Annotated in this window: 20 protein-coding genes; 6 read left to right on the top strand and 14 right to left on the bottom strand. The window is 52.7% G+C overall.

Annotation, left to right across the window (positions count from 1 at the left end; translation table 11 throughout):
* Window positions 1-161: 161 nt before the first annotated feature.
* The gene (locus HMPREF3050_RS02985) at window positions 162-1,103 is read right to left on the bottom strand and encodes a serine hydrolase (protein ID WP_003757446.1); all 942 of its coding nucleotides are present in this window, start codon (window positions 1,101-1,103) and stop codon (window positions 162-164) included.
* Between the two features lie 320 nt (window positions 1,104-1,423).
* Here HMPREF3050_RS02985 and clpX point away from each other — a divergent pair, with 320 nt between their 5' ends.
* Window positions 1,424-2,692 carry an ATP-dependent Clp protease ATP-binding subunit ClpX gene (gene clpX / locus HMPREF3050_RS02980; protein WP_070602960.1) on the top strand — a complete coding sequence of 423 codons (1,269 nt, stop codon included), beginning with the start codon at window positions 1,424-1,426 and terminating at the stop codon, window positions 2,690-2,692.
* Window positions 2,693-2,931: 239 nt separating this feature from the next.
* Complete coding sequence (acnB, locus tag HMPREF3050_RS02975; protein ID WP_070773391.1) at window positions 2,932-5,517, top strand: bifunctional aconitate hydratase 2/2-methylisocitrate dehydratase; 2,586 nt, start codon at window positions 2,932-2,934, stop codon at window positions 5,515-5,517.
* 447 nt (window positions 5,518-5,964) lie between these two features.
* On the opposite strand, the gene lptG is transcribed toward acnB, so the two are convergent.
* Genes lptG through HMPREF3050_RS14535 form a run of 3 tightly spaced genes read right to left on the bottom strand, consistent with a single transcriptional unit; the run spans window position 5,965 to window position 8,328 of the window.
* Window positions 5,965-7,035: an LPS export ABC transporter permease LptG gene (lptG, locus tag HMPREF3050_RS02970; RefSeq protein WP_039407274.1), complete on the bottom strand. Its 1,071-nt coding sequence runs from the start codon at window positions 7,033-7,035 to the stop codon at window positions 5,965-5,967.
* Window positions 7,032-8,147 (bottom strand): LPS export ABC transporter permease LptF, encoded by a 1,116-nt coding sequence (gene lptF, locus HMPREF3050_RS02965; protein WP_070773390.1) that lies wholly within the window; start codon window positions 8,145-8,147, stop codon window positions 7,032-7,034. The genes lptG and lptF overlap by 4 nt, the downstream gene beginning before the upstream one ends.
* Before the next feature lie 10 nt (window positions 8,148-8,157).
* Window positions 8,158-8,328 (bottom strand): hypothetical protein, encoded by a 171-nt coding sequence (locus HMPREF3050_RS14535; RefSeq protein WP_159070296.1) that lies wholly within the window; start codon window positions 8,326-8,328, stop codon window positions 8,158-8,160.
* On the opposite strand from HMPREF3050_RS14535, the gene HMPREF3050_RS02960 reads away from it, so the two are divergent.
* The gene (locus HMPREF3050_RS02960) at window positions 8,315-9,724 is read left to right on the top strand and encodes a leucyl aminopeptidase (RefSeq protein ID WP_070773389.1); all 1,410 of its coding nucleotides are present in this window, start codon (window positions 8,315-8,317) and stop codon (window positions 9,722-9,724) included. The genes HMPREF3050_RS14535 and HMPREF3050_RS02960 overlap by 14 nt on opposite strands.
* A 105-nt stretch (window positions 9,725-9,829) precedes the next feature.
* Here the strand turns inward: HMPREF3050_RS02960 and HMPREF3050_RS02955 are convergent, their stop codons facing one another.
* Complete coding sequence (locus HMPREF3050_RS02955; RefSeq protein WP_045074377.1) at window positions 9,830-10,192, bottom strand: nuclear transport factor 2 family protein; 363 nt, start codon at window positions 10,190-10,192, stop codon at window positions 9,830-9,832.
* Between the two features lie 159 nt (window positions 10,193-10,351).
* Between HMPREF3050_RS02955 and HMPREF3050_RS02950 the strand changes: the two genes are divergently transcribed.
* Window positions 10,352-10,828: a cupin domain-containing protein gene (locus HMPREF3050_RS02950; protein WP_070773402.1), complete on the top strand. Its 477-nt coding sequence runs from the start codon at window positions 10,352-10,354 to the stop codon at window positions 10,826-10,828.
* 302 nt (window positions 10,829-11,130) lie between these two features.
* Complete coding sequence (gene znuD / locus HMPREF3050_RS02945) at window positions 11,131-13,419, top strand: TonB-dependent zinc receptor ZnuD (protein ID WP_070773388.1); 2,289 nt, start codon at window positions 11,131-11,133, stop codon at window positions 13,417-13,419.
* A gap of 34 nt (window positions 13,420-13,453) precedes the next feature.
* Here znuD and HMPREF3050_RS14530 read toward each other — a convergent pair whose 3' ends face one another.
* The 9 genes from HMPREF3050_RS14530 to HMPREF3050_RS02900 all read right to left on the bottom strand — a co-directional run bounded on the left by HMPREF3050_RS14530 (window position 13,454) and on the right by HMPREF3050_RS02900 (window position 21,633).
* The gene (locus tag HMPREF3050_RS14530) at window positions 13,454-13,594 is read right to left on the bottom strand and encodes a hypothetical protein (RefSeq protein ID WP_168166251.1); all 141 of its coding nucleotides are present in this window, start codon (window positions 13,592-13,594) and stop codon (window positions 13,454-13,456) included.
* Window positions 13,591-14,847 carry a D-amino acid dehydrogenase gene (locus HMPREF3050_RS02940; protein WP_070773387.1) on the bottom strand — a complete coding sequence of 419 codons (1,257 nt, stop codon included), beginning with the start codon at window positions 14,845-14,847 and terminating at the stop codon, window positions 13,591-13,593. Before HMPREF3050_RS02940 ends, HMPREF3050_RS14530 begins: the two co-directional genes overlap by 4 nt.
* 79 nt (window positions 14,848-14,926) lie before the next feature.
* A complete protein-coding gene (locus tag HMPREF3050_RS02935; RefSeq protein WP_070773386.1) occupies window positions 14,927-16,318 on the bottom strand; it encodes an alanine/glycine:cation symporter family protein in 1,392 nt (463 codons plus the stop codon).
* Window positions 16,319-16,730: 412 nt separating this feature from the next.
* Window positions 16,731-17,399, bottom strand: coding sequence for a DUF3108 domain-containing protein (locus HMPREF3050_RS02930; RefSeq protein WP_049224795.1), 669 nt, complete (start codon window positions 17,397-17,399; stop codon window positions 16,731-16,733).
* A gap of 54 nt (window positions 17,400-17,453) precedes the next feature.
* Window positions 17,454-18,491: a tetratricopeptide repeat protein gene (locus HMPREF3050_RS02925; protein WP_070773385.1), complete on the bottom strand. Its 1,038-nt coding sequence runs from the start codon at window positions 18,489-18,491 to the stop codon at window positions 17,454-17,456.
* 36 nt (window positions 18,492-18,527) lie between these two features.
* A complete protein-coding gene (gene purN / locus HMPREF3050_RS02920) occupies window positions 18,528-19,154 on the bottom strand; it encodes a phosphoribosylglycinamide formyltransferase (RefSeq protein ID WP_070773384.1) in 627 nt (208 codons plus the stop codon).
* 189 nt (window positions 19,155-19,343) lie between these two features.
* Window positions 19,344-20,180, bottom strand: a complete 837-nt coding sequence (locus HMPREF3050_RS02915; protein WP_070773383.1) for an FKBP-type peptidyl-prolyl cis-trans isomerase — start codon at window positions 20,178-20,180, stop codon at window positions 19,344-19,346.
* Window positions 20,181-20,310: 130 nt separating this feature from the next.
* The gene (locus HMPREF3050_RS02910; RefSeq protein ID WP_070773382.1) at window positions 20,311-20,751 is read right to left on the bottom strand and encodes a DNA polymerase III subunit chi; all 441 of its coding nucleotides are present in this window, start codon (window positions 20,749-20,751) and stop codon (window positions 20,311-20,313) included.
* A 222-nt stretch (window positions 20,752-20,973) separates the two neighbouring features.
* Window positions 20,974-21,633: a DUF1287 domain-containing protein gene (locus HMPREF3050_RS02900; RefSeq protein WP_003757490.1), complete on the bottom strand. Its 660-nt coding sequence runs from the start codon at window positions 21,631-21,633 to the stop codon at window positions 20,974-20,976.
* Between the two features lie 459 nt (window positions 21,634-22,092).
* Here HMPREF3050_RS02900 and htpX point away from each other — a divergent pair, with 459 nt between their 5' ends.
* Window positions 22,093-22,932 (top strand): protease HtpX, encoded by an 840-nt coding sequence (gene htpX / locus HMPREF3050_RS02895; RefSeq protein ID WP_070773380.1) that lies wholly within the window; start codon window positions 22,093-22,095, stop codon window positions 22,930-22,932.
* The last annotated feature ends 286 nt before the right edge of the window (window positions 22,933-23,218 follow it).

Genomic DNA, 23,218 nt, shown 5'->3' with positions numbered 1-23,218 from the left:
GCCTTGTCCTGATTTAAATTTAATTCACTATATATTTGTTTGTTCGGCATTTGCATCTCCTAATATTGTTAAAATCAAGATTCTTCAATCGGATTGCATGCGGTATTTCTGCACATCATATAAAAAATGCCGCCTGATTTTCAGACGGCATAACAAATATTTTAAGAGCGGCGCTGCAACATCCAAGATTCGATCTTACGCGCGTCGTTGACTCGGGTTGTCGAAGTCGGCGAGTTCAGCAATACGATGGTAATCGGTTGGTTTTGGACGTTTGCCTTAACCACCATCGAACGTCCTGCTTCGCGGATATAACCGGTTTTCTGAAGCTCGATGTTCCAGCTGCCTTCGCGGACGAGGGCGTTGGAGTTTTTATAGTTTTGTCGGCCGTTTGCCGTCCAAACCGAGCCGTAGTTGGAGGTCGTGTTTTTGCGGATAAGCGGATATTTGCTCGCTGCGGCGACCATGCGGTTCAAATCGTTGGCGGTTGATACGTTTTGGAAATTTAGGCCGGTAGGTTCGTAGAAACGGCTGCTGTGCATGCCCAGGCTTTGCGCTTTGGCATTCATGGCGGCAACAAATGCCGACATACCGCCCGGATAGGTGCGGCCCAGCGCGTGTGTTGCGCGGTTTTCGCTGCTCATTAGGCTCAGGTGCAGCAATTCGCCGCGCGTCAGCGTCGTGCCGACGGCAAGGCGGCTGCCTGTACCTTTCAGGCGGTCGATTTCGTCGGAGGTAATGGTAATGCGTTCGTTCATATCCAAACGCGCGTCCAAAACGACCATCGCGCTCATCAGTTTGGAAATAGACGCAATCGGCATCACGCGGTCTGCGTTTTTCTGATACAGGATTTCGCCTGTTTTGTTGTTAAAAATCAGGGCGGACTGCGATGTCAAAAGCGGCCCCGCCATCATCGCCTGAGCCTCGATTTTTTGTGCGTGGCTTAATGCGAAAGCTTCCATCGGGTCATTTTGGGTTGGAAAATTTTGTTCCAAAAATTGACCCAAAACGTCCATATCGTCTGCAGCGGCAGGGGCGGCGGCGACAGTCAACGCCATACCCAAACAGGCGGCACTCAGTGTTTTATAAAATTTCATAACCGACATACTTCAACCAGTAGAATTTAAGACAATTGAATTATTAAAGGGGATATTTTGCTTAAAATACAACAAAATGTAAAGTTTAATATGGCTTTTTTGCGTTTGTTTGCATCTTTTTCCCAAATTGGAAACAATCTTAAGGATGGGAAATCATGGTGTGTTGCCATGCATCGGAGGGTCGTCTGAAAACCTTACGCCCAACAGCTTGCCATACGGTATTTGATAAACCTTAAGATACTGATTATACTTACCGACTTTGCCGAAAACCGTTCCCGCAACATTCGGATAACGGTTTGCCGATATTGCTTGAAAACAGAAGATAAATTATGACTGAAGAAAAACGCTCCTGCTCGTTTTGCGGAAAATCCGAGCATGAAGTCAAAAACCTGATTGAAGGCGAAAACGCTTTTATCTGTAACGAATGTGTAGAAACTTGCGGCGTAATGCTGCAAAGTTCAGACGACCTCTCCACAGAGAAATCTGCAACGGATGCGTCCCATCCGAACAACAAGCTGCCCACGCCTGCCGAAATCGTCGCCAACCTCAACGATCATGTTATCGGTCAGGAACAAGCCAAGAAAGCCTTGGCGGTGTCGGTGTACAACCATTACAAACGCCTGCGCCACCCTAAAGCCAACGGCAACGTCGAATTGTCGAAATCCAACATCCTGCTTATCGGTCCGACCGGTTCGGGTAAAACGCTGTTGGCGCAGTCTTTGGCGCGCAAACTGGACGTGCCGTTCGTGATGGCGGACGCGACCACGCTGACCGAGGCGGGTTATGTCGGTGAAGACGTCGAGCAAATCATTACCAAGCTTTTGGGCAAATGCGATTTCGATGTCGAAAAAGCCCAACGCGGTATCGTTTATATTGACGAAATCGACAAAATCTCGCGTAAAAGCGACAACCCGTCGATTACCCGCGACGTATCCGGCGAAGGCGTGCAACAAGCCTTGCTGAAACTGATTGAAGGTACGGTTGCCAGCGTTCCACCACAAGGCGGCCGCAAACATCCGAATCAGGAATTTATCAACGTCGATACGACCAACATCCTGTTTATCTGCGGCGGCGCGTTTGCAGGCTTGGAAAAAGTGATCCGTCAGCGTACTGAAAAAGGCGGTATCGGTTTCGGTGCGTCCGTTCACAGCAAGGACGAAAATGCCGACATTACCGGATTGTTTGAAATCGTCGAGCCTGAAGACTTGATTAAATTCGGTCTGATTCCCGAGTTAATCGGCCGTCTGCCCGTCATTGCCACGCTGGCGGAATTGGATGAAGACGCATTGGTCAACATTTTGACCGAGCCGAAAAATGCCTTGGTGAAACAATATCAAACTCTGTTCGGCATGGAAAATGTCGAATTGGAATTTGAAGAAGAAGCCCTGCGCAGCATCGCCCGTCAGGCAATGGAACGCAAAACCGGCGCGCGCGGCCTGCGCTCCATCGTTGAACGCTGCCTCTTGGACACCATGTATCAACTGCCTGATTTGAAAGGCGTGACCAAAGTTGTCATCGGTAAAAACGTCATCGAGAAAGGCGAACAGCCCAAGCTCTTGCGCGAAGACGGAAGCGAATATCAGGCAAACGCTCGGTAAAAGAACGAACCGGTCATTCCGATAAAACATAAAAGGTCGTCTGAAACCCTGTTTTCAGACGACCTTTTCGTATTTTTCAAGATAATTCGTTTCAATAGCAAACACCTATTACATCCGATAACATAAATATTCCAATTTTTGCCAAACTGGTCTATGATACCTAAAAGGATTGTTTACAATTCTTTGATTGCAAATCATTTGCAACGGATAGAAGAAAAACAGAAAAAAGGAACAAAGAGATGTTAGAAGCCTATCGCAAAGCCGCCGCCGAGCGTGCTGCCCTCGGTATCCCGCCCCTCCCTTTGAACGCGCAGCAAACCGCCGATTTGGTCGAGCTGCTGAAAAACCCGCCCGCAGGCGAAGGTGAATTCTTGGTCGAACTGCTTGCCCACCGTGTTCCGCCCGGTGTGGACGATGCCGCCAAAGTCAAAGCCTCATTCCTGGCTGCCGTTGCCGAAGGCAGCGCATCCAGCCCGCTGATTTCCCCCGAATATGCGACCGAACTTTTAGGTACAATGCTCGGCGGTTACAACATTCATGCCTTAATCGAACTCTTGGACAACGACAAACTCGCGCCCATTGCCGCCAAAGGTTTGAAACATACGCTTCTGATGTTCGATTCTTTCCACGACGTTCAGGAAAAAGCCGAAAAAGGCAATAAATACGCGCAGGAAGTTTTGCAATCTTGGGCGGATGCCGAATGGTTCACTTCACGCGCCAAAGTTCCCGAAAAAATCACCGTTACCGTCTTCAAAGTTGACGGCGAAACCAATACAGACGACCTCTCTCCCGCGCCCGACGCATGGAGCCGTCCCGATATTCCGCTGCACGCGCTGGCCATGCTGAAAAACCCGCGTGACGGCATCAATCCTGACAAACCGGGCGAAGTCGGTCCGATTAAATTGTTGGAAGAACTCAAAGCCAAAGGTCATCCCGTTGCCTATGTCGGCGACGTGGTCGGTACCGGCTCTTCACGCAAATCCGCCACCAACTCCGTCATTTGGCATACCGGCGAAGACATCCCGTTCGTACCGAACAAACGTTTCGGCGGCGTATGCTTGGGTGGAAAAATCGCGCCGATTTTCTTCAATACTCAAGAAGACTCTGGCGCGTTGCCGATTGAAGTCGATGTTTCCGCGCTGAAAATGGGTGATGTCGTCGATATTCTGCCTTATGAAGGCAAAATCGTGAAAAACGGCGAAACGGTTGCCGAGTTCAGCCTGAAATCCCAAGTATTGCTGGACGAAGTGCAAGCCGGCGGCCGTATCAACCTGATTATCGGTCGCGGTCTGACCGCCAAAGCGCGCGAAGCACTGAAACTGCCTGCTTCCACCGAATTCCGCCTGCCTCAAGCACCTGCAGAAAGCAAAGCGGGTTTCACATTGGCACAAAAAATGGTCGGTCGCGCCTGCGGTTTGCCCGAAGGACAAGGCGTTCGTCCGGGTACTTACTGCGAACCGCGCATGACGACTGTCGGCTCGCAAGACACTACCGGCCCGATGACCCGCGACGAGTTGAAAGACTTGGCTTGTTTGGGTTTCTCTGCCGATATGGTAATGCAGTCTTTCTGTCACACCGCTGCTTATCCGAAACCTGTCGATGTGAAAACCCATAAAGAACTGCCAGCCTTTATTTCCACCCGTGGCGGCGTATCTCTGCGTCCGGGCGACGGCGTGATCCATTCATGGCTCAACCGCCTGCTGCTGCCCGATACCGTCGGTACCGGCGGCGACAGCCACACCCGTTTCCCTATCGGTATTTCCTTCCCTGCCGGCTCCGGCTTGGTTGCTTTCGCAGCAGCCACCGGCGTGATGCCGCTCGATATGCCTGAATCTGTATTGGTACGCTTCAGCGGCAAACTGCAACCGGGCGTAACCTTGCGCGATTTGGTGAACGCCATTCCGCTTTATGCGATTAAACAAGGTTTGCTGACCGTTGCCAAAGCCGGTAAGAAAAACATCTTCTCCGGCCGCATCCTCGAAATCGAAGGCCTGCCTGATTTGAAAGTAGAGCAAGCCTTTGAATTGACCGACGCCTCCGCCGAACGCTCCGCCGCCGGCTGTACCGTGAAGCTCAACAAAGAGCCGATTATCGAGTACATGAAATCCAACGTTGTGTTGATGAAAAACATGATTGCCGACGGCTATCAAGACCCGCGTACTTTGGAACGCCGTATCAAAGCAATGGAAAAATGGCTGGCGAATCCGAAGCTGCTCGAAGCGGATAAAGATGCCGAATACGCCGCCGTGATTGAAATCAACATGGACGACATCAAAGAGCCGATTATCGCCTGCCCGAACGACCCGGACGACGTATGCTTCATGTCCGAACGTTCCGGCACCAAAATCGACGAAGTGTTCATCGGTTCGTGCATGACCAACATCGGCCACTTCCGCGCCGCTTCCAAACTTTTGGAAGGCAAGAGCGACATCCCCGTCCGCCTGTGGATGGCGCCGCCGACCAAAATGGACGCGAAAGAGTTGTCTGACGAAGGTCACTACGGCGTACTCGGCCGCGCCGGCGCGCGTATGGAAATGCCGGGCTGTTCGCTGTGTATGGGTAACCAAGCACAAGTACACGAAGGCGCGACCGTCATGTCCACTTCCACCCGCAACTTCCCGAACCGCTTGGGTAAAAACACCTTCGTTTACCTCGGCTCAGCAGAGTTGGCGGCGATTTGCTCCAAACTGGGCAAAATCCCGACCGTTGAAGAATACCAAGCCAACATCGGCATCATCAACGAACAAGGCGACCAAATCTACCGCTACATGAACTTCAACGAAATCGACAGCTACAACGAAGTAGCCGAGACCGTGAATGTTTAATAAGTAGGTAAAGCAGTTTCAGACGACCCCTTCAATGTTTAAATCCATGAGGTCGTCTGAAAATAAAAAAACAGAACAGTTTTCGCTGTTCTGTTTTTGTATAGTGGATTAACTCTAAATCAGGACAAGGCGACGAAGCCGCAGACAGTACAGATAGTACGTTCAGCACCTTAGAGAATCGTTCTCTTTGAGCTAAGGCGAGGCAACGCCGTACTGGTTTAAAGTTAATCCACTATATTTTAAACCGCCGTTTTTTCTTCCTATGTTGCTTTGAATGGAAGAGGGCGCGGAAGCGCAATGGTTTGATTCGGCAATATTCAGCGGCTCAAATGCCGTCAGTTTTGAAAAAATCCGCCTAAAAAACATTATTTTTAGGCGGATTGGTCAGATTAATTCGGGTATCGAATTGGAAGCCTGAATTTGCAAACCTTCCTTGTATTTTTTAGCTTAACGCCGCTCCTGCCTGCGTATCAGCCAAACGGCGAGCAGGGCGAAGGCTATGGTGGGCAGTGCGCCGGCGAGGAAGGGTGGGACGCCGTAGAGTTGGCTGGTAAAGCCGAAGAGCCGTCCGGCGAAGTGGAACAGCAAGCCGAGGCAGATACCGCCGAAGAGCTTCAAACCCATATTGCCGTGGCGGGTGGTTTGCGGGGTGAAGGCGAAGGCGACGAGTGCCATGACCCAGGCGGCGACGGGGTAAACCAATTTGCGCCACCAGGCGATGGCGTAGATCTGGGTGTTTTGGTTGTTGTTTTCGAGGTGGCTGATGTAGGTGGTCAGTTCGCCGACCGACATTTGGTCGGGTTTGACAAGCAATACGTCCATCAGGTTGCGTTTGACGGCGATCGGCCAGTTTTCTTCGGTGGCGGTCGAGACTTCGACTTTGTCTTCGCTAAGCGTGCTGCGGCGGATGTTTTTCAACTGCCAACTGCCGTCGTTGTTTAAAACGGCGGATTCGGCTTCCGTTGCCTGCGTCAGCTCGTTTTTGTCGTTGCGCACCCAAATTTTAATGCCCAGCAGGGTATGGTCGGGCAGCATTTCGCGCACGTTGATGATGCTGTTTTTTTCTTTGAGCCAAAGCCCAGTATTGCCGGTGCTGATTTTGCCGTTGATGGCGGCGGATTTGATGTTTTCGGCTTTTTGGCTGAGGGTGGGGGCAATCCATTCTCCGAGCGCGGCGGTGGCGATGGCGAAAATCAGTCCGAACTGCGACAGGATCAGCAGCAGTTTTTTGGTGCTCATGCCGCTTGCTTTGATGACGGTCAGTTCGCTGCCGGCAGCAAGCTGGCTGAGGGAGACGAGTCCGCCGATGAGGACGGCGAGGGGCATGAGTTCGTAGGCGCGCGCGGGCATCTGCATGAGGACGTATTGCGCCATGGTTGCGCCGTTATAGCTGCCTTTGCCCAAGTCGCCGACTTCGTTGATGATCTCGAAAAAGCTGTATAGGGCGAGGAAGGCCAGGAGGGCGTAAACCGCCATAACCGCCATTTGGCGGATGATGTAACGTGAAATCAGGTTCATTTTCCGCCTTTCAATGTCAGACTTTTGCCAACCGCCTGCCAGAAGGGTTGGCTAGGCATGCTGCGGACGCGCAGAAGTACGATTGCGATGACGAACATGATGATGTGCATGGGCAGCAGTCCGAGCCAGAAATGGATTTTGCCGTCTTCCACAGCATTGCGCAGGAAGGTCAGTCCGTTTTGGTAAATCAGGAAAAGCCCGATGGCGACGAGGATGTTGTAGGTGTGGCCGCTGCGCGGGTTGAAATAGGAAAGCGGCACGGCAAGCAGGCAGAGCAGTAGGACGCTGACGGTCAGCGAGATACGCCACATCAATTCCGCCTGATGTTGCGGGTTGCTGCTGCCGATGAGCTGCGATGTCGGGATGGTGCGGCGGTGGGAAACGGGGTCGATGAGCTTGGGCGTGGTGCTGATAATCAGGCTGAGGTTTTGGAAGGAAACGCGGTTGTAGTCGGCTTTGCCGGGCGTGCCGCTGTAACGGTAGCCGTTGCGCAGGTCAAGCGTGCGCTTGTTGTCGTTCAGTGAGAAATTGCCTTCTTTGGCGAAGATAATGTTGTCGTTGCCGTTTTTATCCTGTTCGCGCAGGAACAGGTTTTTCATGATGCCCGATTCGGTGTCGAAGGTTTCGACGAAGTAAACCCTGCCGTTGCGCTTGCCCAGGCTGTTGAACTCGCCTGCTTCCACCATGGACAATTCTTGTTTCTGCTTGAGGATTTCGGCGTATTCGCGGCTGCGCAGTTCTGCCCACGGCATGACCCAAAGCTGCATGACGGCAATCAGGATGGCAAACGGTACGGCAAACTGCATGACGGGGCGTATCCACTGTTTCAACGCCAATCCGCAGGAGAGCCAGACCGACATTTCGCTGTCGCGCCAGTAGCGGGTCAACACGGTCAGCGTGCTGATAAACGCGGTCAAAACCAGCAAAAGCGGCGTCATGCCGATGACCCAGAAGCCGACCAATGCCAACACGGCATCGATGGCGACGCGCCCGTCGGCGGCACGGCCGAGCAGGTTGATTGCCTGAGTGGAGACCAACACTGCCAAGAGTACGACGAAAATGCCGACGGCGGTAAAAGAGAGTTCTTTGATGAAGTTTCTTTGATAAATCATAGAATCGCGGCTAGGAGCGGTAGCGGTTCGGCGCAGGCGGATTGTCTGCGCAAGGTTTCAGACGACCTCTCAAATGGAGTACAATCTTTCCAACCGTTTTCAGACGACCCCTTGATGCAAAGGGTCGTCTGAAACTACCCGAAACCATCTCAATCAGGAGAATAAACGTGGAATTTAGCACAAAAGCCGGAACCTTGCAGCCGCAACAGGCAGGCGCGCAGTTATTTGTCTGCACCGAAACTGCACAATTAAACCACCCGACCGCCCTTGCCCTTTTGTCTTCGCTTGAAGAAGGTCAAACTTTTGCCGACACCAAAATCCCGACGGACAACGGTTTGCAGGCAGTCGCCGTCGTCCGCCTCGACAAAACCGACCGCGCCGCGCTGAACAAGGCCGCTGCCGAAGCCGCTAAATGGGCGCAAAATCAGGAAACGGTCAATGCGGACATCCATGCCTTCGATGAAGCGCAAGCCGCCGTCGTTGCCGAAGCCTTCGCCATCGCGTTCGGCAACGCCGCCTACCGTTTCGACCGCTACAAAAAAGAAGCCAAGCCCGCCAAATTCGCACAAGCCGTGTTTTACACCGCACACGAAGCCGCCGTCAAAGAAGCCCTGCGCGTCGCCGAAGCGCAGGTTTACGGACAAAGCCTCTGCCGCGACTTGGGCAACGCCGCGCCCAACGAATGCACGCCCGAATTCTTAGCGCGCACCGCCAAAGCCGAAGCCGAAAAACTGGGCGCACACGCCAAAATCATCGAAAAAGACTACATCAAAGAAAACATGGGTTCGTTCTGGTCGGTCGCCAAAGGCAGCGTGGAAGACCCCTATCTGATTGAATTGAGCTACTTCGGCGCAGCCGACAAAGAAGCCGCCCCCGTCGTCTTGGTCGGCAAAGGCATCACCTTCGACACCGGCGGCATCTCCCTCAAACCCGGTCTGAACATGGACGAAATGAAGTTTGACATGTGCGGCGCGGCAACCGTCATCAGCACCTTCTGCGCCGCCGTCAAACTGCAACTGCCGATCAACCTCGTCGCCGTCGTCGCCACCTGCGAAAACATGCCTTCCGGCGCGGCAAACAAACCGGGCGACGTCGTGAAAAGCATGAAAGGCCTAACGATTGAAGTGTTGAACACCGATGCCGAAGGCCGTCTGATTTTGTGCGACGCGCTTACTTACGCCGAGCAGTTCAAACCCAAAGCCGTCATCGACGTCGCCACCCTGACCGGCGCGTGCATCATCGCCTTGGGACATGACGTCAGCGGCGTGATGGGCAACAATCAGGATTTGGTCGACAGCCTGCTGGCTGCTTCCCGCAATGTGGACGACAAAGCATGGCAACTGCCGCTCTTTGAAACCTACAAAGACCAGCTCAAATCCAATTTCGCCGACATCCCCAACATCGGCACGCCCGGCGCAGGCACGATTACCGCCGCCACCTTCCTGTCTTATTTCACCGAAGACTACCCGTGGGCGCACCTCGACATCGCAGGTACGGCATGGAAATCCGGCAGCGAAAAAGGCGCGACCGGCCGCCCCGTTCCCTTGTTGTTGAACTATCTGCGCAACGTGAAATAAACTTGGATGCCTGCGGGGCAAGCAACCGACCCCGCAGGTCGTCTGAAAACGGAACGCATCAACTAATGCAGGCTGTTCGAAAACATATCGGGTTTGGTAACCCCATTATGCAGCGTTGTTGTTCATCGTCCAGCAGTCGGTAATCTTACCGTCTTTGATTTTCAGAAAATCCGTACCGACTTTGACGGCGGTTTGGTTACCGAGCGTAGCGGTTACACGCCAATATGCAGAAATTGTGTCGCCGTCGCGGAACGGACCGAGTACGATTTCATAATGCAAATCTGCTTTAGCACGAATGGTAGCTATCCAAGCCTTTGCACTGGCTATGTCAGTTACGGGTGCGGGTGGTGGAGTGGAATCAGCGGTCAGATGTGCTTTGAAGTTGTTTGACAGCAGTTCATCGGCAATGTTGAGATTGCCATTCCACATCTGTGTCCATGCAGTATAGATTTTTTGTGTTTCGGTCATGCTTTTGTCTCTTAACGATGTTGGGTAATAAGGAAAATCCTGTGCTGAAAAGCTGGGAAATGATGCTATGTAATCTTACCTGTCGTCAATATTGATACGAAAACTGCCTGAATGCAGCCTGCGCTTTATCTGCCCCAAAAAAACAAACGGAGAACCATGATGAAACCGCTATTTGCCGCATTGTCCGTCGCCTTTCTGCTCGGCACGACCGTCAGCGTTCACGCCGCAGAACAGGCCAAACCGACTGACCGCAGCGTCCAAGTGTACAAAAAAGCCGATTTGGCGGAGTGGAACCGCGAAAACGCAGCCGGAGGCAAAGGCCCGCTGCTCGGCCGCTTCGCCTTCAACCGCTACCAGACCGCCGCCCAAGACGCGTTCAGGGAAATCGGCTGGCTGACCCTGCCGCCGGGCGCATCCATCGGCGAACACAAACACACCGACAACGAAGACGTTTACATCATCGTATCGGGCAAAGGCGTGTTTACCGACAGCACGGGCAAACAGACCCCAGTCGGCGCCGGCGACATCACCATCGCCCGCCCCGGCCAGTCCCATGCGTTGAAGAACATCGGTAAAGAGCCGCTGGTCTTCCTTGACCTGATTGCCGAGACCGCCGCCGCCCAAGCTGCCAAATAGCAGTCATCAAACCGACAAGGTCGTCTGAAAACCATATTGCGTTTTCAGACGACCTTTTTTGTTGTTTAGGCAACATGATTCGTTCCAAGCAAACGGGGGGATGACGCGCTGCCGCTGTTTCCGTCTTTTTTATCATTTTCAAGATATTGGGTTTCAGACGACCTTTGGTTTTCGCTGTTTGTATGGGTTTTGGTTTGGCTGTTTTGCCGCACCAAATGCGATTCGCTTCTTGAATTCTTGTCATATTAATGATGTGATGTTATATAATAACAATCTATTTGAAATATGACGGGAAACCTAAAATGACACCAACCACGCTTAAACCTATTGTTTTATCTATTCTTTTAATCAGTTCCCCCATTCTCGCCCAAGCGCATGAAACCGAGCAGACGGTGGACTTGGAAACGGTCAACGTCGTCGGTAAAAGCCATCCGCGTGCCACTTCGGGGCTGCTGCACGCATCGACTGCCTCCGACAAAATCATCAGCGGCGATACTTTGCGGCAAAAAGCCGTCAATCTCGGCGACGCGCTCAACGGCGTGCCGGGCGTCCATGCTTCGCAATACGGCGACGGCGCGTCTGCGCCTGTGATACGCGGGCAGACGGGCAGGCGGATTAAAGTGTTGAACCATCACGGCGAAACGGGCGACATGGCGGATTTCTCGCCCGACCATGCCCTGATGGTGGACACCGCCTTGTCGCAACAGGTCGAAATCCTACGCGGGCCGGTAACGTTGTTATACAGCTCGGGCAATGTGGCGGGGTTGGTGGATGTTGCCGACGGAAAAATCCCCGAAAAAATGCCTGAAAACGGCGCATCGGGCGAACTCGGGCTGCGTTTGAGCAGCGGCAATCTGGAAAAACTCACGTCCGGCGGCATTAACGTCGGACTGGGCAAAAACTTCGTGTTGCACACGGAAGGGCTGTACCGCAAATCAGGCGACTACGCCGTACCGCGTTACCGCAAAGAAGAGGGTCGTCTGAAACGCCTGCCCGACAGCCATGCCGATTCGCAAACAGGCAGCATCGGGCTGTCTTGGGTGGGCGAGAAAGGCTTTATCGGAGCGGCATACAGCGACCGTCGTGACCGCTACGGACTGCCTGCCCACAGCCATCTCTACGACGACTGCCACGCCGACATCATTTGGCAGAAAAGTTTGATTAACAAACGCTATTTGCAGCTTTATCCGCACCTGTTGACTGAAGAAGACATTGATTACGACAATCCGGGCTTGAGCTGCGGTTTCCACGACGACGATAATGCACACGCGCACCTCCACAGCGGCAAACCGTGGATAGACCTGCGCAACAAACGCTACGAAATCCGCGCCGAATGGAAGCAGCCGCTCCCTGGTTTCGAAGCCCTGCGCGTGCATCTGAACCGCAACGACTACCGCCACGACGAAAAAGCGGGCGATTCAGTGGAAAACTTCTTCAAAAACAAAACGCAAAATGCCCGCATCGAATTGCGCCACCTGCCCATAGGTCGTCTGAAAGGCAGTTGGGGCGTGCAATATTTGACCCAAAAATCCAGCGCGCTTTCCGCCATTCCCGAAACCGTCCAACAGCCGATGCTGATCGACAATGATGTGCATCATTACAGCTTTTTCGGCGTAGAACAGGCAAATTGGGACAACTTCTCGCTTGAAGGCGGCGTGCGCGTTGAAAAACAAAAAGCTGCCATTCAGTACGACAAAGCCCTGATTGATCGGGAAAACTACTACAACCAACCCCTGCCCGACCTCGGTGCGCACCGCCAAACCGCCCGCTCGTTCGCGCTTTCCGGCAACTGGTATTTCTCGCCCCAACACAAACTCAGCCTGACCGCCTCCCATCAGGAACGCCTACCGTCAACGCAAGAGCTGTACGCACACGGCAAACACGTCGCCACCAACACTTTTGAAGTCGGCAACAAACACCTCAACAAAGAGCGTTCCAACAACATCGAACTCGCGCTGGGCTATGAAGGCGACCGCTGGCAATACAATCTGGCACTCTACCACAACCGCTTCGGTAACTACATCTACGCCCAAACCCTAAACGACGGACGCGGTCCCAAATCCATCGAAGACGACAGTGAAATGAAGCTCGTGCGCTACAACCAATCCGGCGCAGACTTCTACGGCGCGGAAGGCGAAATCTTCTTCAAACCCACGCCTCGCTACCGCATCGGATTTTCCGGCGACTACGTCAGAGGTCGTCTGAAAAACCTTCCGTCGCTGCCCGGTAGGGAAGACGCCTACGGCAACCGCCCACTCATTGCCCAAGCCGACCAAAACGCCCCGCGCGTTCCCGCCGCACGGCTCGGCTTCCACCTGAATGCCGCGCTGACCGACCGCATCGATGCCCATCTCGACTACTACCGCGTGTTTGCCCAAAACAAACTCGCCCGCTACGAAACGCGCACGCCCGGACACCATATGCTCAACCTCGGCGCAAACTACCGCCGCCGCACCAGCTACGGCGAGTGGAATTGGTACGTCAAAGCAGACAACTTGTTCAACCAATCCGTTTACGCCCACAGCAGCTTCCTGTCCGACACCCCGCAAATGGGACGCAGCTTCACCGGCGGCGTGAACTTTAAGTTTTAAACGTAACGGATTTCTTGCAAAACCTTAAATATTTTCAGGGGCAGCCGTCAGGTTTGCTTTTGGGGATGTTGGGTTTCGCAGGAGTGTGAGAAAGGTCGTCTGAAAAACCATATTGCGTTTTCAGACGACCTTTGAGTTTGTAGTGCCGCTCAAACCTTGTCGGTTTAAAGCTCAAGACTGATAGCGCGACAGGCTCAAGTCGTCGCTGCGGATTTCGGTGTCTTTGCCGCACACGATATCGGCGGTCAATTTTGCCGAGCCCAGCGACATGGTCCAGCCCAAAGTGCCGTGACCTGTGTTCAGGAACAGGTTGTCAAAGCGGGTGCGGCCGATTAGTGGTGTGCTGTCGGGCGTCATCGGTCTGAGTCCGCTCCAGAACAATGCCTGATTCAAGTCGCCGCCTTCGGGGAACAAATCGTTGACGACCAAAGCCAGCGTTTCGCGGCGTTTTTCGGACAGTTTGATTTCGTAGCCGGACAATTCCGCCATGCCGCCGACGCGGATTCTGTTGTCGAAGCGCGTGATGGCGACTTTGTAGCTTTCGTCCAAAACGGTGGAAACCGGTGCGCCGTCTGAGTTTGTGACGGGCAGGGTCAAGGAATAGCCTTTGACAGGGTAAATGGGCAGATTGAGATCCAACTGCGCCAAAACCGTTCTGCTGAAGCAGCCGAGCGCGCAGACGAAGGCATCTGCTTCAAACCGTTCTGTTTCTGTTTCGACTGCGCTGATGCGTTGCCCGTTGTGTTCGATGCGGCGGATGGTTTGGTTGAAATGGAACTGTACGCCTTTTCCCAGACAGAGTTGGTACAGGTTTTGGGTGAAGAGGTGGCAGTCGCCGGTCGCATCCGCAGGCAGGTGCAGTCCGCCGGCAATTTTGGCGGTAACGCGTGCAAGCGCAGGCTCGAATTCTGCGCATTCTTCGGGTTTCAGACGACGGTACGGCACGCCGTATCGTTCCAAAACGCTAATGTCTTGTTCTGCCGCTTCGACTTCTTTGGCTTGGCGGAAAATCTGCAAAGTGCCTTTTTTGCGTCCCTCGAAATTCATGCCGGTTTGCGCTTCAAAACGGCGGAACATCTCGCGGCTGTATTCGGAAATCCTGACCATGCGCTCTTTGTTGGTTTGATAGCTGGCGGCGTTGCAGTTTTGCAGCATTTGCCAGAGCCATTTGATTTGATACAGGCTGCCGTCGGGGCGGAACAGCAGGGGAGGATGGCTTTTAAACAGCCATTTCAGTGCTTTGGTCGGAATGCCGGGTGCCGCCCAAGGCGTGGTATAGCCGTAAGAGAGCTGTCCGGCATTGGCGAAACTGGTTTCCATTGCCACGCCTTCGGCGCGGTCGATTACGGTTACCTCATGTCCGGCTTCCGCCAGATACCACGCGCAGGATACACCGGCAACTCCAGCACCTAAAACAAGCACTTTCATTTTGTTCCTCCTCTGACTTTTTTCAAAAATACAGATATGAGGTCGTCTGAAACACATTTTCAGACGACCTCGGCAGGCATCAATGCGGCAACTCTCCGTTTCTGACTTTTTGTTTGAAGTCACGCGTTTCATTGACGATCACTTTAGCCATTAAAAGGAGTGCGATCAGGTTGGGCAGCGCCATCAGACCGTTGAAGGTATCTGAAGCCAGCCATACCAAATCAAGGCTCAAGACTGTACCCAGCATGACGGAAGAGACATAACCGACGCGGTACAAACCGGCAAACTTCTCGCCGAATACATAAACCGCGCATTTCTCCCCGTAATAGCACCAGCCCAAAATGGTTGAGTAGGCGAAGAAAATCAGACCGATGGTGACAATCCAGCCGCCGATGCCGGGCAGCATTTTTTGGAACGTGACGGTCGTCAGTGCCGCGCCGCTCAATTCAGGTTTGACAAACTCGCCGCCCGCGCCGAGCAGACCCATCACCAAAATGATGCCGGTAATCGAACAAACGACGATGGTGTCCAAAAACGTACCGGTCATGGAAACCAATGCCTGACGGACGGGATGGTCGGTTTTCGCGGCTGCGGCGGCAATCGGTGCAGAACCCATGCCCGCTTCGTTGGAGAACACGCCGCGCGCCACGCCGTAGCGGATTACCGTGCCGATAGCGCCGCCCGCCACTGCTTGTGCGCTGAACGCATCGGAGAAAATCAGCTTGACGGCAGGCACCAGCGCATCGGAATTGATGACGATAATGGAAATACCGCCCACCACATAAAACACCGCCATAGCGGGTACGATGAAAGAAGCGGCTTTGGCGATGCCTTTGATACCGCCCAAAACGACGATGGCAGTCAGAACCGTCAACGTAATGCCGGTATAGACAGGTTCGACGCCGAAGCTCGTCTGAACCGCTTGAGCGACCGAGTTGGATTGTACGGAGCTGCCGATGCCGAACGAAGCGAATGTGCCGAATAAAGCGAACGCCAACGCCATCCATTTCCAGTTTTTACCCAAACCGTTTTCGATGTAATACATGGGCCCGCCGGACATTTCGCCTTTGGAGTTGGTCACGCGGTATTTCACCGCCAACACGCCTTCGCCGTATTTGGTCGCCATGCCGAAAACGGCGGTCATCCACATCCAAAATACCGCGCCCGGGCCGCCGGTCACTACGGCAGTCGCCACGCCGGCGATATTGCCCGTGCCGATGGTGGCGGACAGGGCAGTCATCAAAGCGGCGAAATGGGAAATATCGCCTTCGTGGTCTTCGCCGTCTTCATGCTTCTTTGACGGCACGAAAGCCTGCTTCAGCGCATAGCCCAACATGGTGAATTGCAAGCCTTTCAGCATGACGGTCAGCAAAATGCCCGTGCCGACCAGCAGCACCAGCATGACAGGCCCCCAGACCCAGCCGCTGATGGTTTCAAAAAAGGCTTTGAGGTTGTCTAAAAACCATTGCATGAGTTTCTCCTTTGTCTGTTTTATATTTTTTACGCACCACTATTTTTGTAGTGTCATGTAATTTCAGCACAGAATATTCAAGAACACAATATCTTTCTTTTTTAAAAGTTTTTCGCCGTTACGCCTCAAGCGTGTGCCAAATCAGGCTAAACATATTGTTTACAATCTGAAAAATATAGTGGATTAAGATTGTCAACCTGTAAACGCATACGGTTCAACTGAAAAACCGAGGTCGTCTGAAAAAAAACGGCGGACGCTTTGGGGATGGAAATACGCCATAGGCGCATCGGTATGGTTTGGCGATAAAAAACTGCACCTTAATAGTTTGGAGGGGATGTCCAACTTTTGGGGTGCAGTTCGATTTCAGACGACCTTTGGGAAACGGTCGTTTGTCGGGAAGGGTTTGGCGCCGTTATGGTTTGACGGCTTTTCCGTTGATGGTGACGGATGTGAGTTTGAGGTCGTAAGTTTTGCCGTCGTCGGTGTAATTGATTTCGGCGGGGATGTTGTTGAAGGCGGGGGCGAACGAATAGGTTACGGTGTCGTCGCCGCGTTTGACGCGGTATTTGTTGACTGTGGTGGTACCGCCGCCGATTTTGTAGTTTTCGCTGCCGACTTTGGTCATGCCGCTGACGGGGTAGAGTTTTTTGCCGTTGGTGATGTTCAGGCCGGACGGCAGGCGGGCATCGTTGGCGGCAAGCTGCCAAGCCAGAGTAAAGAGGTCGAGTGTCGTGCCGCCGGTTTTGGCGGTTTCGCTCGAACCGGCTTTGCCGTAAGTGATGCTGTTACCGCTGAATTTGGCTTCGGCATAGAGTTTGCCGCCGCGGACGTCTTTATAGTATTTGGGACGGAGGGTGTTGCCGCTGATGGTGCCGCCGGATTCGAAGCGGATGCTGTACATCGGGACTTTGATTCTGGACACGATGGTGTATTGGTTGCCGCTGCGTGTGAAGGTCATGGTGGCGGGTATGCCGTAGCTGCCGGAGTATTTCAGGGTGGCTGATTGGGGCAGTCCTGCGGCATAGGCGTTTGCGGCGCTTAGGGAGAGGGCGGCGGCGATTAGCAGGGTGGGTGTTTTCATGATGTCATTCCTCCTGTTTTGGGTCGTCTGAAAGAATTTCAGACGAGCTTGGGTTTATTGGAGATTGCCCGAACCGAACATAAATTCTATCTGGCTTTGGTAATAGCTGTTGCCGTTGCGTTTGTCGAAGTCTGCGGCAAACTCGCGGGCATGTTGCGCCGCTTTTTTGTCAAAAGGAGAAAGCGCGATGAGGTAGTCCAAATAGAGCATATTGTCGTTTGGGGCATGTCGAATGATGGTGTCGCCGTGCCGGTTCATCAAATCGAGGGCACGTTGCGACTGTCCGAGTTTGTACGCCAGTTGGGAAAAGAGGGGGATCAGGCGGACGAACTCTTCGTCTTCTTCGACGTTGATTTTGTCTATGGCTTCGTCCAAAAGGCGTTCCGCCTCCTCGTATTTGCCCAGCCTTATCATGCTGTCGATGACGGGGTAGTAGGTGAGGTGCGGCACTTCGGCGCAGGTCATTTCGCCCGTTAAGATGGGCTGGGCGGTATCGATGGCTTTTTGGTACTGCCCGATAAAATGGTAGAAATTGACCTGCTCGGACTGTTCGCACGCGGGACAGTCGGAAAATTCATCTGCGGCGGTTTGCTGCCATTTTTGGAAATTTTCTTTGGCGGCGGCGTGGTCTCCGGTCAGGATGTTTTGCAGCATCAGTGTTTTATAAAATGATGAAAGACTGAACCGCATGTTTTCATAGTGGTAACGCATTGTTTCGTTCGCTTCCTCGATTTCCTTTTTGTTGAGAAAGAGGTCGCGGGCAAGTATGGGAATGATCCATTTGAATTTCCACTGGCAATCGATTAAATCGTCGAAGCCTTCGGGAAAGCCGTCGTCTTCAGGATGCTGCTCGTAGCTTTCGTCACAGCGGTCCAAGTGATGGTCGATCAGCCAGTTTAGGCAGTGCAGCTTGAAACCGGGAGAAAAAGAGCGGTTATTGAGTGGGTCTCCGACAACAAAATCGCATACCGCCCGCGTTATTTCGGGTTTGTTTTCGACGCTTTGGTTGAATAAATCGATAGCTTTGCTTTGGCGTTTACGGTAGTCGGATTCGGAAATGATATCCGAAAGGGTCAACCGGTTTTGGCTCATGGTGTTTCCTTGTGGGGTGCTGCGCATTGGGCAGGATTACGCGAGTAAGGTTTGTCCTTCGGCGTTGCGCTCTGAATTGAATACGCGGTTGCCTTCGATTTTCAGACGACCTGCAACGAAATCGGCAACGGCTTGCGGGAAAAGGCAGTGTTCGACGGTCAGGACGCGTGCGGCAACGTCGTCGGGCGTATCGCCGTCGAGGATCGGGACGATGCCTTGCGAGATAATCGGACCGCAGTCCAGCTCGGGGGTTACAAAATGGATGGTGCAGCCTGCGACGCGGCAGCCGGCTTCAAGGGCGCGTTCGTGGGTATGCAGGCCGGTGAAGGCGGGGAGGATGGACGGGTGGATGTTGATCAGGCGGTTTGAGTAATGGGCGCAGAATTCGGGCGTGAGGATGCGCATAAAGCCTGCGAGGACGACCAAATCGGGTTGATAGGCATCGATTTTCTCCATCATGGCTTGGTCGAAAGCAAGGCGGCTGGGGAAGTCTTTGTGGTTGAGGCTGTCGGTGGCGATGCCGCGCTCGGCTGCCCAAGCCAGTCCGGCGGCGGTTGCGCTGTTGCTGAGGACGGCGGCGATGCGGGCGTTTGGAATGGCGGCATTGACGATGGCCTGCATATTGCTGCCGCGGCCGGAGATGAGGATAACGATGTTTTTCATGGTGTCGGTTGTAGGAGGTTGGTAGGTTTTATTGTATAGCAAAATAAAATCGCAATGTTATGGCGCAGGTTTATTGGGGGTTTGATGGGATAGGAGGTCGTCTGAAACGGGGTAAACCATGTTTTGCGAATATATAGAACAGAAATGCCCGAAACGGATTCGGTTCGGGCATCGGGTTAAAGCGCAGGCTTATTGGACTTTTTGAATGTCAACTTGACCGGGAGCGGGTTGGAAATCTTCGGGTTTGCCGATTTTAACCAGCTTCACGTCGAATACCAAAGTGGAATTCGGACCGATTTTCCCGCCCGGCATGACTTGGTCGCGGTAGGCGAGTTTGGATGGGATGTAGAAGGTGGCTTCGCTGCCTTCTTTCAAGAGTTGGATGCCTTCGGCCCAGCCGGGGATAACTTGGCTGACGGGGAAGGTAACAGGACCGCCGTTGGCTTTGCTGCTGTCGAAGACGGTACCGTCAATCAGGCGGCCTTCGTATTCGACAACGACGATGTCGTCTTTTTTAGGCTGTTTGCCGTCACCTTCTTTGGTGATTTTGTATTGCAGGCCGGAAGCAGTGGTTTTCACACCTTCTTTAGTGGCGTTTTCTTTGAGGAACGCTTCGCCTTTTTCCAGGTTGGCTTTGGCGTCAGCCTGAAGTTTTTCCGCTGCTTTGACTTGTTGTTCTTTCAGGAATTTCATCATGACTTCTTGTGCTTGGGCCTCAGTCATTTTGCTTTCTTTGCCGTCATAAGAGGCTTGCAAGGCTTCGATGAAGACTTTCATGTCGATTTCCGCGCCCTGATCTTTCATTTGTTTCAGGGAGCTGCCGATGTCCATACCCATTGCGTAGCTGGCTTGTTGGACCGGTGTGCCGATAGAGGATGCGTCTTTTGCGGCAGATGCGCCGGAAGCTGCGGATGCCGATGCGGGTGCAGAGGCTGAAGCAGGTGTATTGGCGTCTTTTTTGTCGCAGGCGGTCAGTGCCAATGCGGCGGCGATTGCCAATGCGCTGAATTTGAAAGTTTTGTTCATGATGTTTTCGTCTTTTAAAAGGGGTCAGTAAAAGAAAGTCGGGATTATAGCCCAGTTTGAATCAAAAGGAATCAAGGCTGTTTAAATTTTCGGCTTATCGTGTAAAGCCGTTTTCAGACGACCTTCGATTTTAGGCTTTGCCCGTCATATCGTGGTGTTCGATGGTAAAGCCGTTTTTTCTGTATGCGCTGAAGCGTTCGCGGGCGTCGGCGAGCTCTTCCAAGCTGCTGCCTACAATTTCAAGCACACGGGCGGGGACGACGGGGGCTTCGTTCCAAAAGTCGGGCGAGAGATTGAGGACGGTGGCGTTTTCAGGGACAGTGGGTAAAGTATCGCCGAACGCGAGCCATACGGGTGTTTCAGACGACATGGGTTGGTCGGCTTGCCAAATTTCATGCGGAATGAAGCTTTCGGGAGTTTGTTGCCAAAGGTCGCGGTCGAGGCGGCGGATGGTTTCATCGGAATCCGACCAGACCAATATCTGCCCGCCGTCGCGTATGGCGCGCGCAATCAGGCGGCAGGCGAAGGCGGCGGGGTCGGCGGCGTGGGTGTAGAAAGTGGCTTTGGGCATGATGCACGGGGCAGGGGAGGAAATGGGGGATTATAGTAAAAACGTTGTGAAAGGGCTATGGTGGGGCTGCCTTACCGGCTTGGTTATCAAACGTATTGATCAGCCGTCTCTTGCCTGCGTCAGAATATTCAGGCATCCGTACGCTTGTCAGGATGCCTTGTCAAAGAATATCAGGTTTTCAGACGACCTTTTGGGATGGTTGTTTGTAACACGATGGAAAATTTACTGAACAGGAAGCCTGAAATGTCCGGTAATGGTATAGCGGTAGAGGATGTCGTCTTCGCGGGTTCCCAAACCGATATTGTGGATAATCAAGGGTCTGTCTCCGATTTTGCGGTCGGAGACGATGCCGATGTGGGGGCGGTTGCCTTTAAGCTCCCAAGTCACAATATCGCCTGCCTGATAATTCGTATCCTGTACCGCCCAGCCTTGGCGTGTGAAATAAGTCATGAGGTTGGGCACCCGGCGGTGGTCGATGTTGGCATCGGGTTGTTTCAAGCCCCAACGGTTGGGATAGGCGGAGAAGTTCCGGCTCATGTCTTGATGGACAAGTTCTTGCAAATCCATATTTTGGTCGCGCAGGGCGCGGATGATGACGTCGGTGCACACGCCTTTTTTCATCGGTACGTCACCCATCGGATATTTGAGTTTGGTATAGGCAGAGTCATAACGCAGGGTCTTGCCGATTTGGTTGCGCGCAGATTGGACGATTTTCGGGGATGGGCGGTCGGGTTGGGTAATGGATTGTGAAGAGCCGGTACGGATAAGTGGGATGGTTGGACCGTAAGGGCTGTGATAAAACCAAAAAGCCGCAGCCGTAATCAAGGCAATGGCAACCGCAATGCTGGCAAGAACGAGATTGAGGGAGGTTTTGCGTTTCATGATTTGCGCACGGATTTAATGTAAATGTTATATTCGTTATTTATCAGATTTTGGGGTGGGGTGGCAATCAAAAGAGGAGTAACGGTCTTTATTAGGTATATTCGGACGGGTAATCAATACGTTTTTGAGGGGAAAATGGCATTTTGTTAACGCTAAATCTCCTGTTTAGTCAAAATGATACTTTGGTTTTGCATACCTTTTCCAAGTACGGCATTTTAGAATTCGCCTCTTTTTGAGAAAATACCGCAGCATTAGCAGTAATGCGGTATAAGTCTTACAGCCTGATTGTGAATTCGCTCGAAAATTTTAGGGCAAACCGATAATTTGAATTCCAACCGGTTTCGATATAAAGCATAGCGTGCAAAGTAAACTTCAATATTCCGATATTGTTTAATTTTGTTGTTCTTTTATATCAATCAAAAACATAAACCAACCATACCCAAAAAAGGAATCTCCCCGGTGAAACGAATCTTCTTGTTTCTCGCAACCAATATTGCCGTTTTGGTCGTCATCCGCGTTGTTTTGGCCGTACTTGGCATACACAGTACGGATCAGGTCGGCAGCCTGCTGGTGTACTCGGCCGTCGTCGGCTTTGCCGGTTCGATCATTTCATTATTGATGTCCAAATCCATCGCGAAAAACTCAGTCGGTGCGGAAGTCATCGTACAGCCGCGAAATCAAGTGGAAGCGTGGTTGTTGGCGACTGTGGAAGCACAGGCGAGGCAGTGGAGCCTGAAAACGCCGGAAGTGGCGATCTACCATTCCCCCGAACCCAATGCCTTTGCAACCGGTGCCACGCGCAACAGTTCGCTGATTGCGGTGAGTACGGGTTTGCTCGAGCGCATGACGCGGGACGAAGTCGAAGCCGTTTTGGCGCACGAAATGGCGCACGTCGGCAACGGCGACATGGTTACGCTGACCTTGATACAGGGCGTGGTTAATACGTTTGTGGTTTTCCTTGCCCGCATCGTTTCCGGCATGATTGCACGCAACAACGACGGCAGCACTTCGCACGGCACATATTTTTTAGTCAGCATGGTATTGCAGATCGTGTTCGGCTTTTTGGCAAGCATCATCGTGATGTGGTTCAGCCGTCAGCGCGAATACCGTGCGGATGCGGGAGCCGCCAAACTGGTCGGCGCGCCCAAAATGATTGCCGCGCTGCAACGCTTGAAAGGCAACCCGAGCGATTTGCCGCAGCAAATGAATGCGATGGGTATCGCCAGCGATGCCAAAGATTCTTTGCTCAGCACCCACCCCTCTTTGGAAAACCGGATTGCCCGCCTGAAAGCTTTATAATCAGGGCAGGGGTTCACATAATGGAAAGATGATTGAAGGTCGTCTGAAAATGTGAATCGCCCAACCAACTTCGGATATTCTTGAAAACCTGTTCATTCGGTTTGTATCAGCCGGATTCTGTCATATTGCAGAATCCGGCTGTTTTCATTTCAAGCTGTATTTTGGGTGTTCCCGTAAATGAATCTGAAATCAATACGGCGTTTCCTTGTTTGCGATTTTGTCTTGCCCTCCTGATTGTTGACGATTTCACTTATAATATAGTGGATTAACTTTAAACCAGTACGGC

Origin of the sequence: Neisseria sp. HMSC065D04 (assembly GCF_001815675.1) — a bacterium.
Lineage (GTDB): Bacteria > Pseudomonadota > Gammaproteobacteria > Burkholderiales > Neisseriaceae > Neisseria.
This window is presented reverse-complemented; position numbering and strand designations above follow the sequence as displayed.

Excerpts from the sequence above, each read along its gene's own strand:
- HMPREF3050_RS02985 (WP_003757446.1), bottom strand. The coding sequence starts at position 1,103 with ATGTCGGTTATGAAATTTTATAAAACACTGAGTGCCGCCTGTTTGGGT.
- clpX (WP_070602960.1), top strand. The coding sequence starts at position 1,424 with ATGACTGAAGAAAAACGCTCCTGCTCGTTTTGCGGAAAATCCGAGCAT.
- acnB (WP_070773391.1), top strand. The coding sequence starts at position 2,932 with ATGTTAGAAGCCTATCGCAAAGCCGCCGCCGAGCGTGCTGCCCTCGGT.
- lptG (WP_039407274.1), bottom strand. The coding sequence starts at position 7,035 with ATGAACCTGATTTCACGTTACATCATCCGCCAAATGGCGGTTATGGCG.
- lptF (WP_070773390.1), bottom strand. The coding sequence starts at position 8,147 with ATGATTTATCAAAGAAACTTCATCAAAGAACTCTCTTTTACCGCCGTC.
- HMPREF3050_RS02955 (WP_045074377.1), bottom strand. The coding sequence starts at position 10,192 with ATGACCGAAACACAAAAAATCTATACTGCATGGACACAGATGTGGAAT.
- HMPREF3050_RS02950 (WP_070773402.1), top strand. The coding sequence starts at position 10,352 with ATGAAACCGCTATTTGCCGCATTGTCCGTCGCCTTTCTGCTCGGCACG.
- znuD (WP_070773388.1), top strand. The coding sequence starts at position 11,131 with ATGACACCAACCACGCTTAAACCTATTGTTTTATCTATTCTTTTAATC.
- HMPREF3050_RS02940 (WP_070773387.1), bottom strand. The coding sequence starts at position 14,847 with ATGAAAGTGCTTGTTTTAGGTGCTGGAGTTGCCGGTGTATCCTGCGCG.
- HMPREF3050_RS02935 (WP_070773386.1), bottom strand. The coding sequence starts at position 16,318 with ATGCAATGGTTTTTAGACAACCTCAAAGCCTTTTTTGAAACCATCAGC.
- HMPREF3050_RS02930 (WP_049224795.1), bottom strand. The coding sequence starts at position 17,399 with ATGAAAACACCCACCCTGCTAATCGCCGCCGCCCTCTCCCTAAGCGCC.
- HMPREF3050_RS02925 (WP_070773385.1), bottom strand. The coding sequence starts at position 18,491 with ATGAGCCAAAACCGGTTGACCCTTTCGGATATCATTTCCGAATCCGAC.
- purN (WP_070773384.1), bottom strand. The coding sequence starts at position 19,154 with ATGAAAAACATCGTTATCCTCATCTCCGGCCGCGGCAGCAATATGCAG.
- HMPREF3050_RS02915 (WP_070773383.1), bottom strand. The coding sequence starts at position 20,180 with ATGAACAAAACTTTCAAATTCAGCGCATTGGCAATCGCCGCCGCATTG.
- HMPREF3050_RS02910 (WP_070773382.1), bottom strand. The coding sequence starts at position 20,751 with ATGCCCAAAGCCACTTTCTACACCCACGCCGCCGACCCCGCCGCCTTC.
- HMPREF3050_RS02900 (WP_003757490.1), bottom strand. The coding sequence starts at position 21,633 with ATGAAACGCAAAACCTCCCTCAATCTCGTTCTTGCCAGCATTGCGGTT.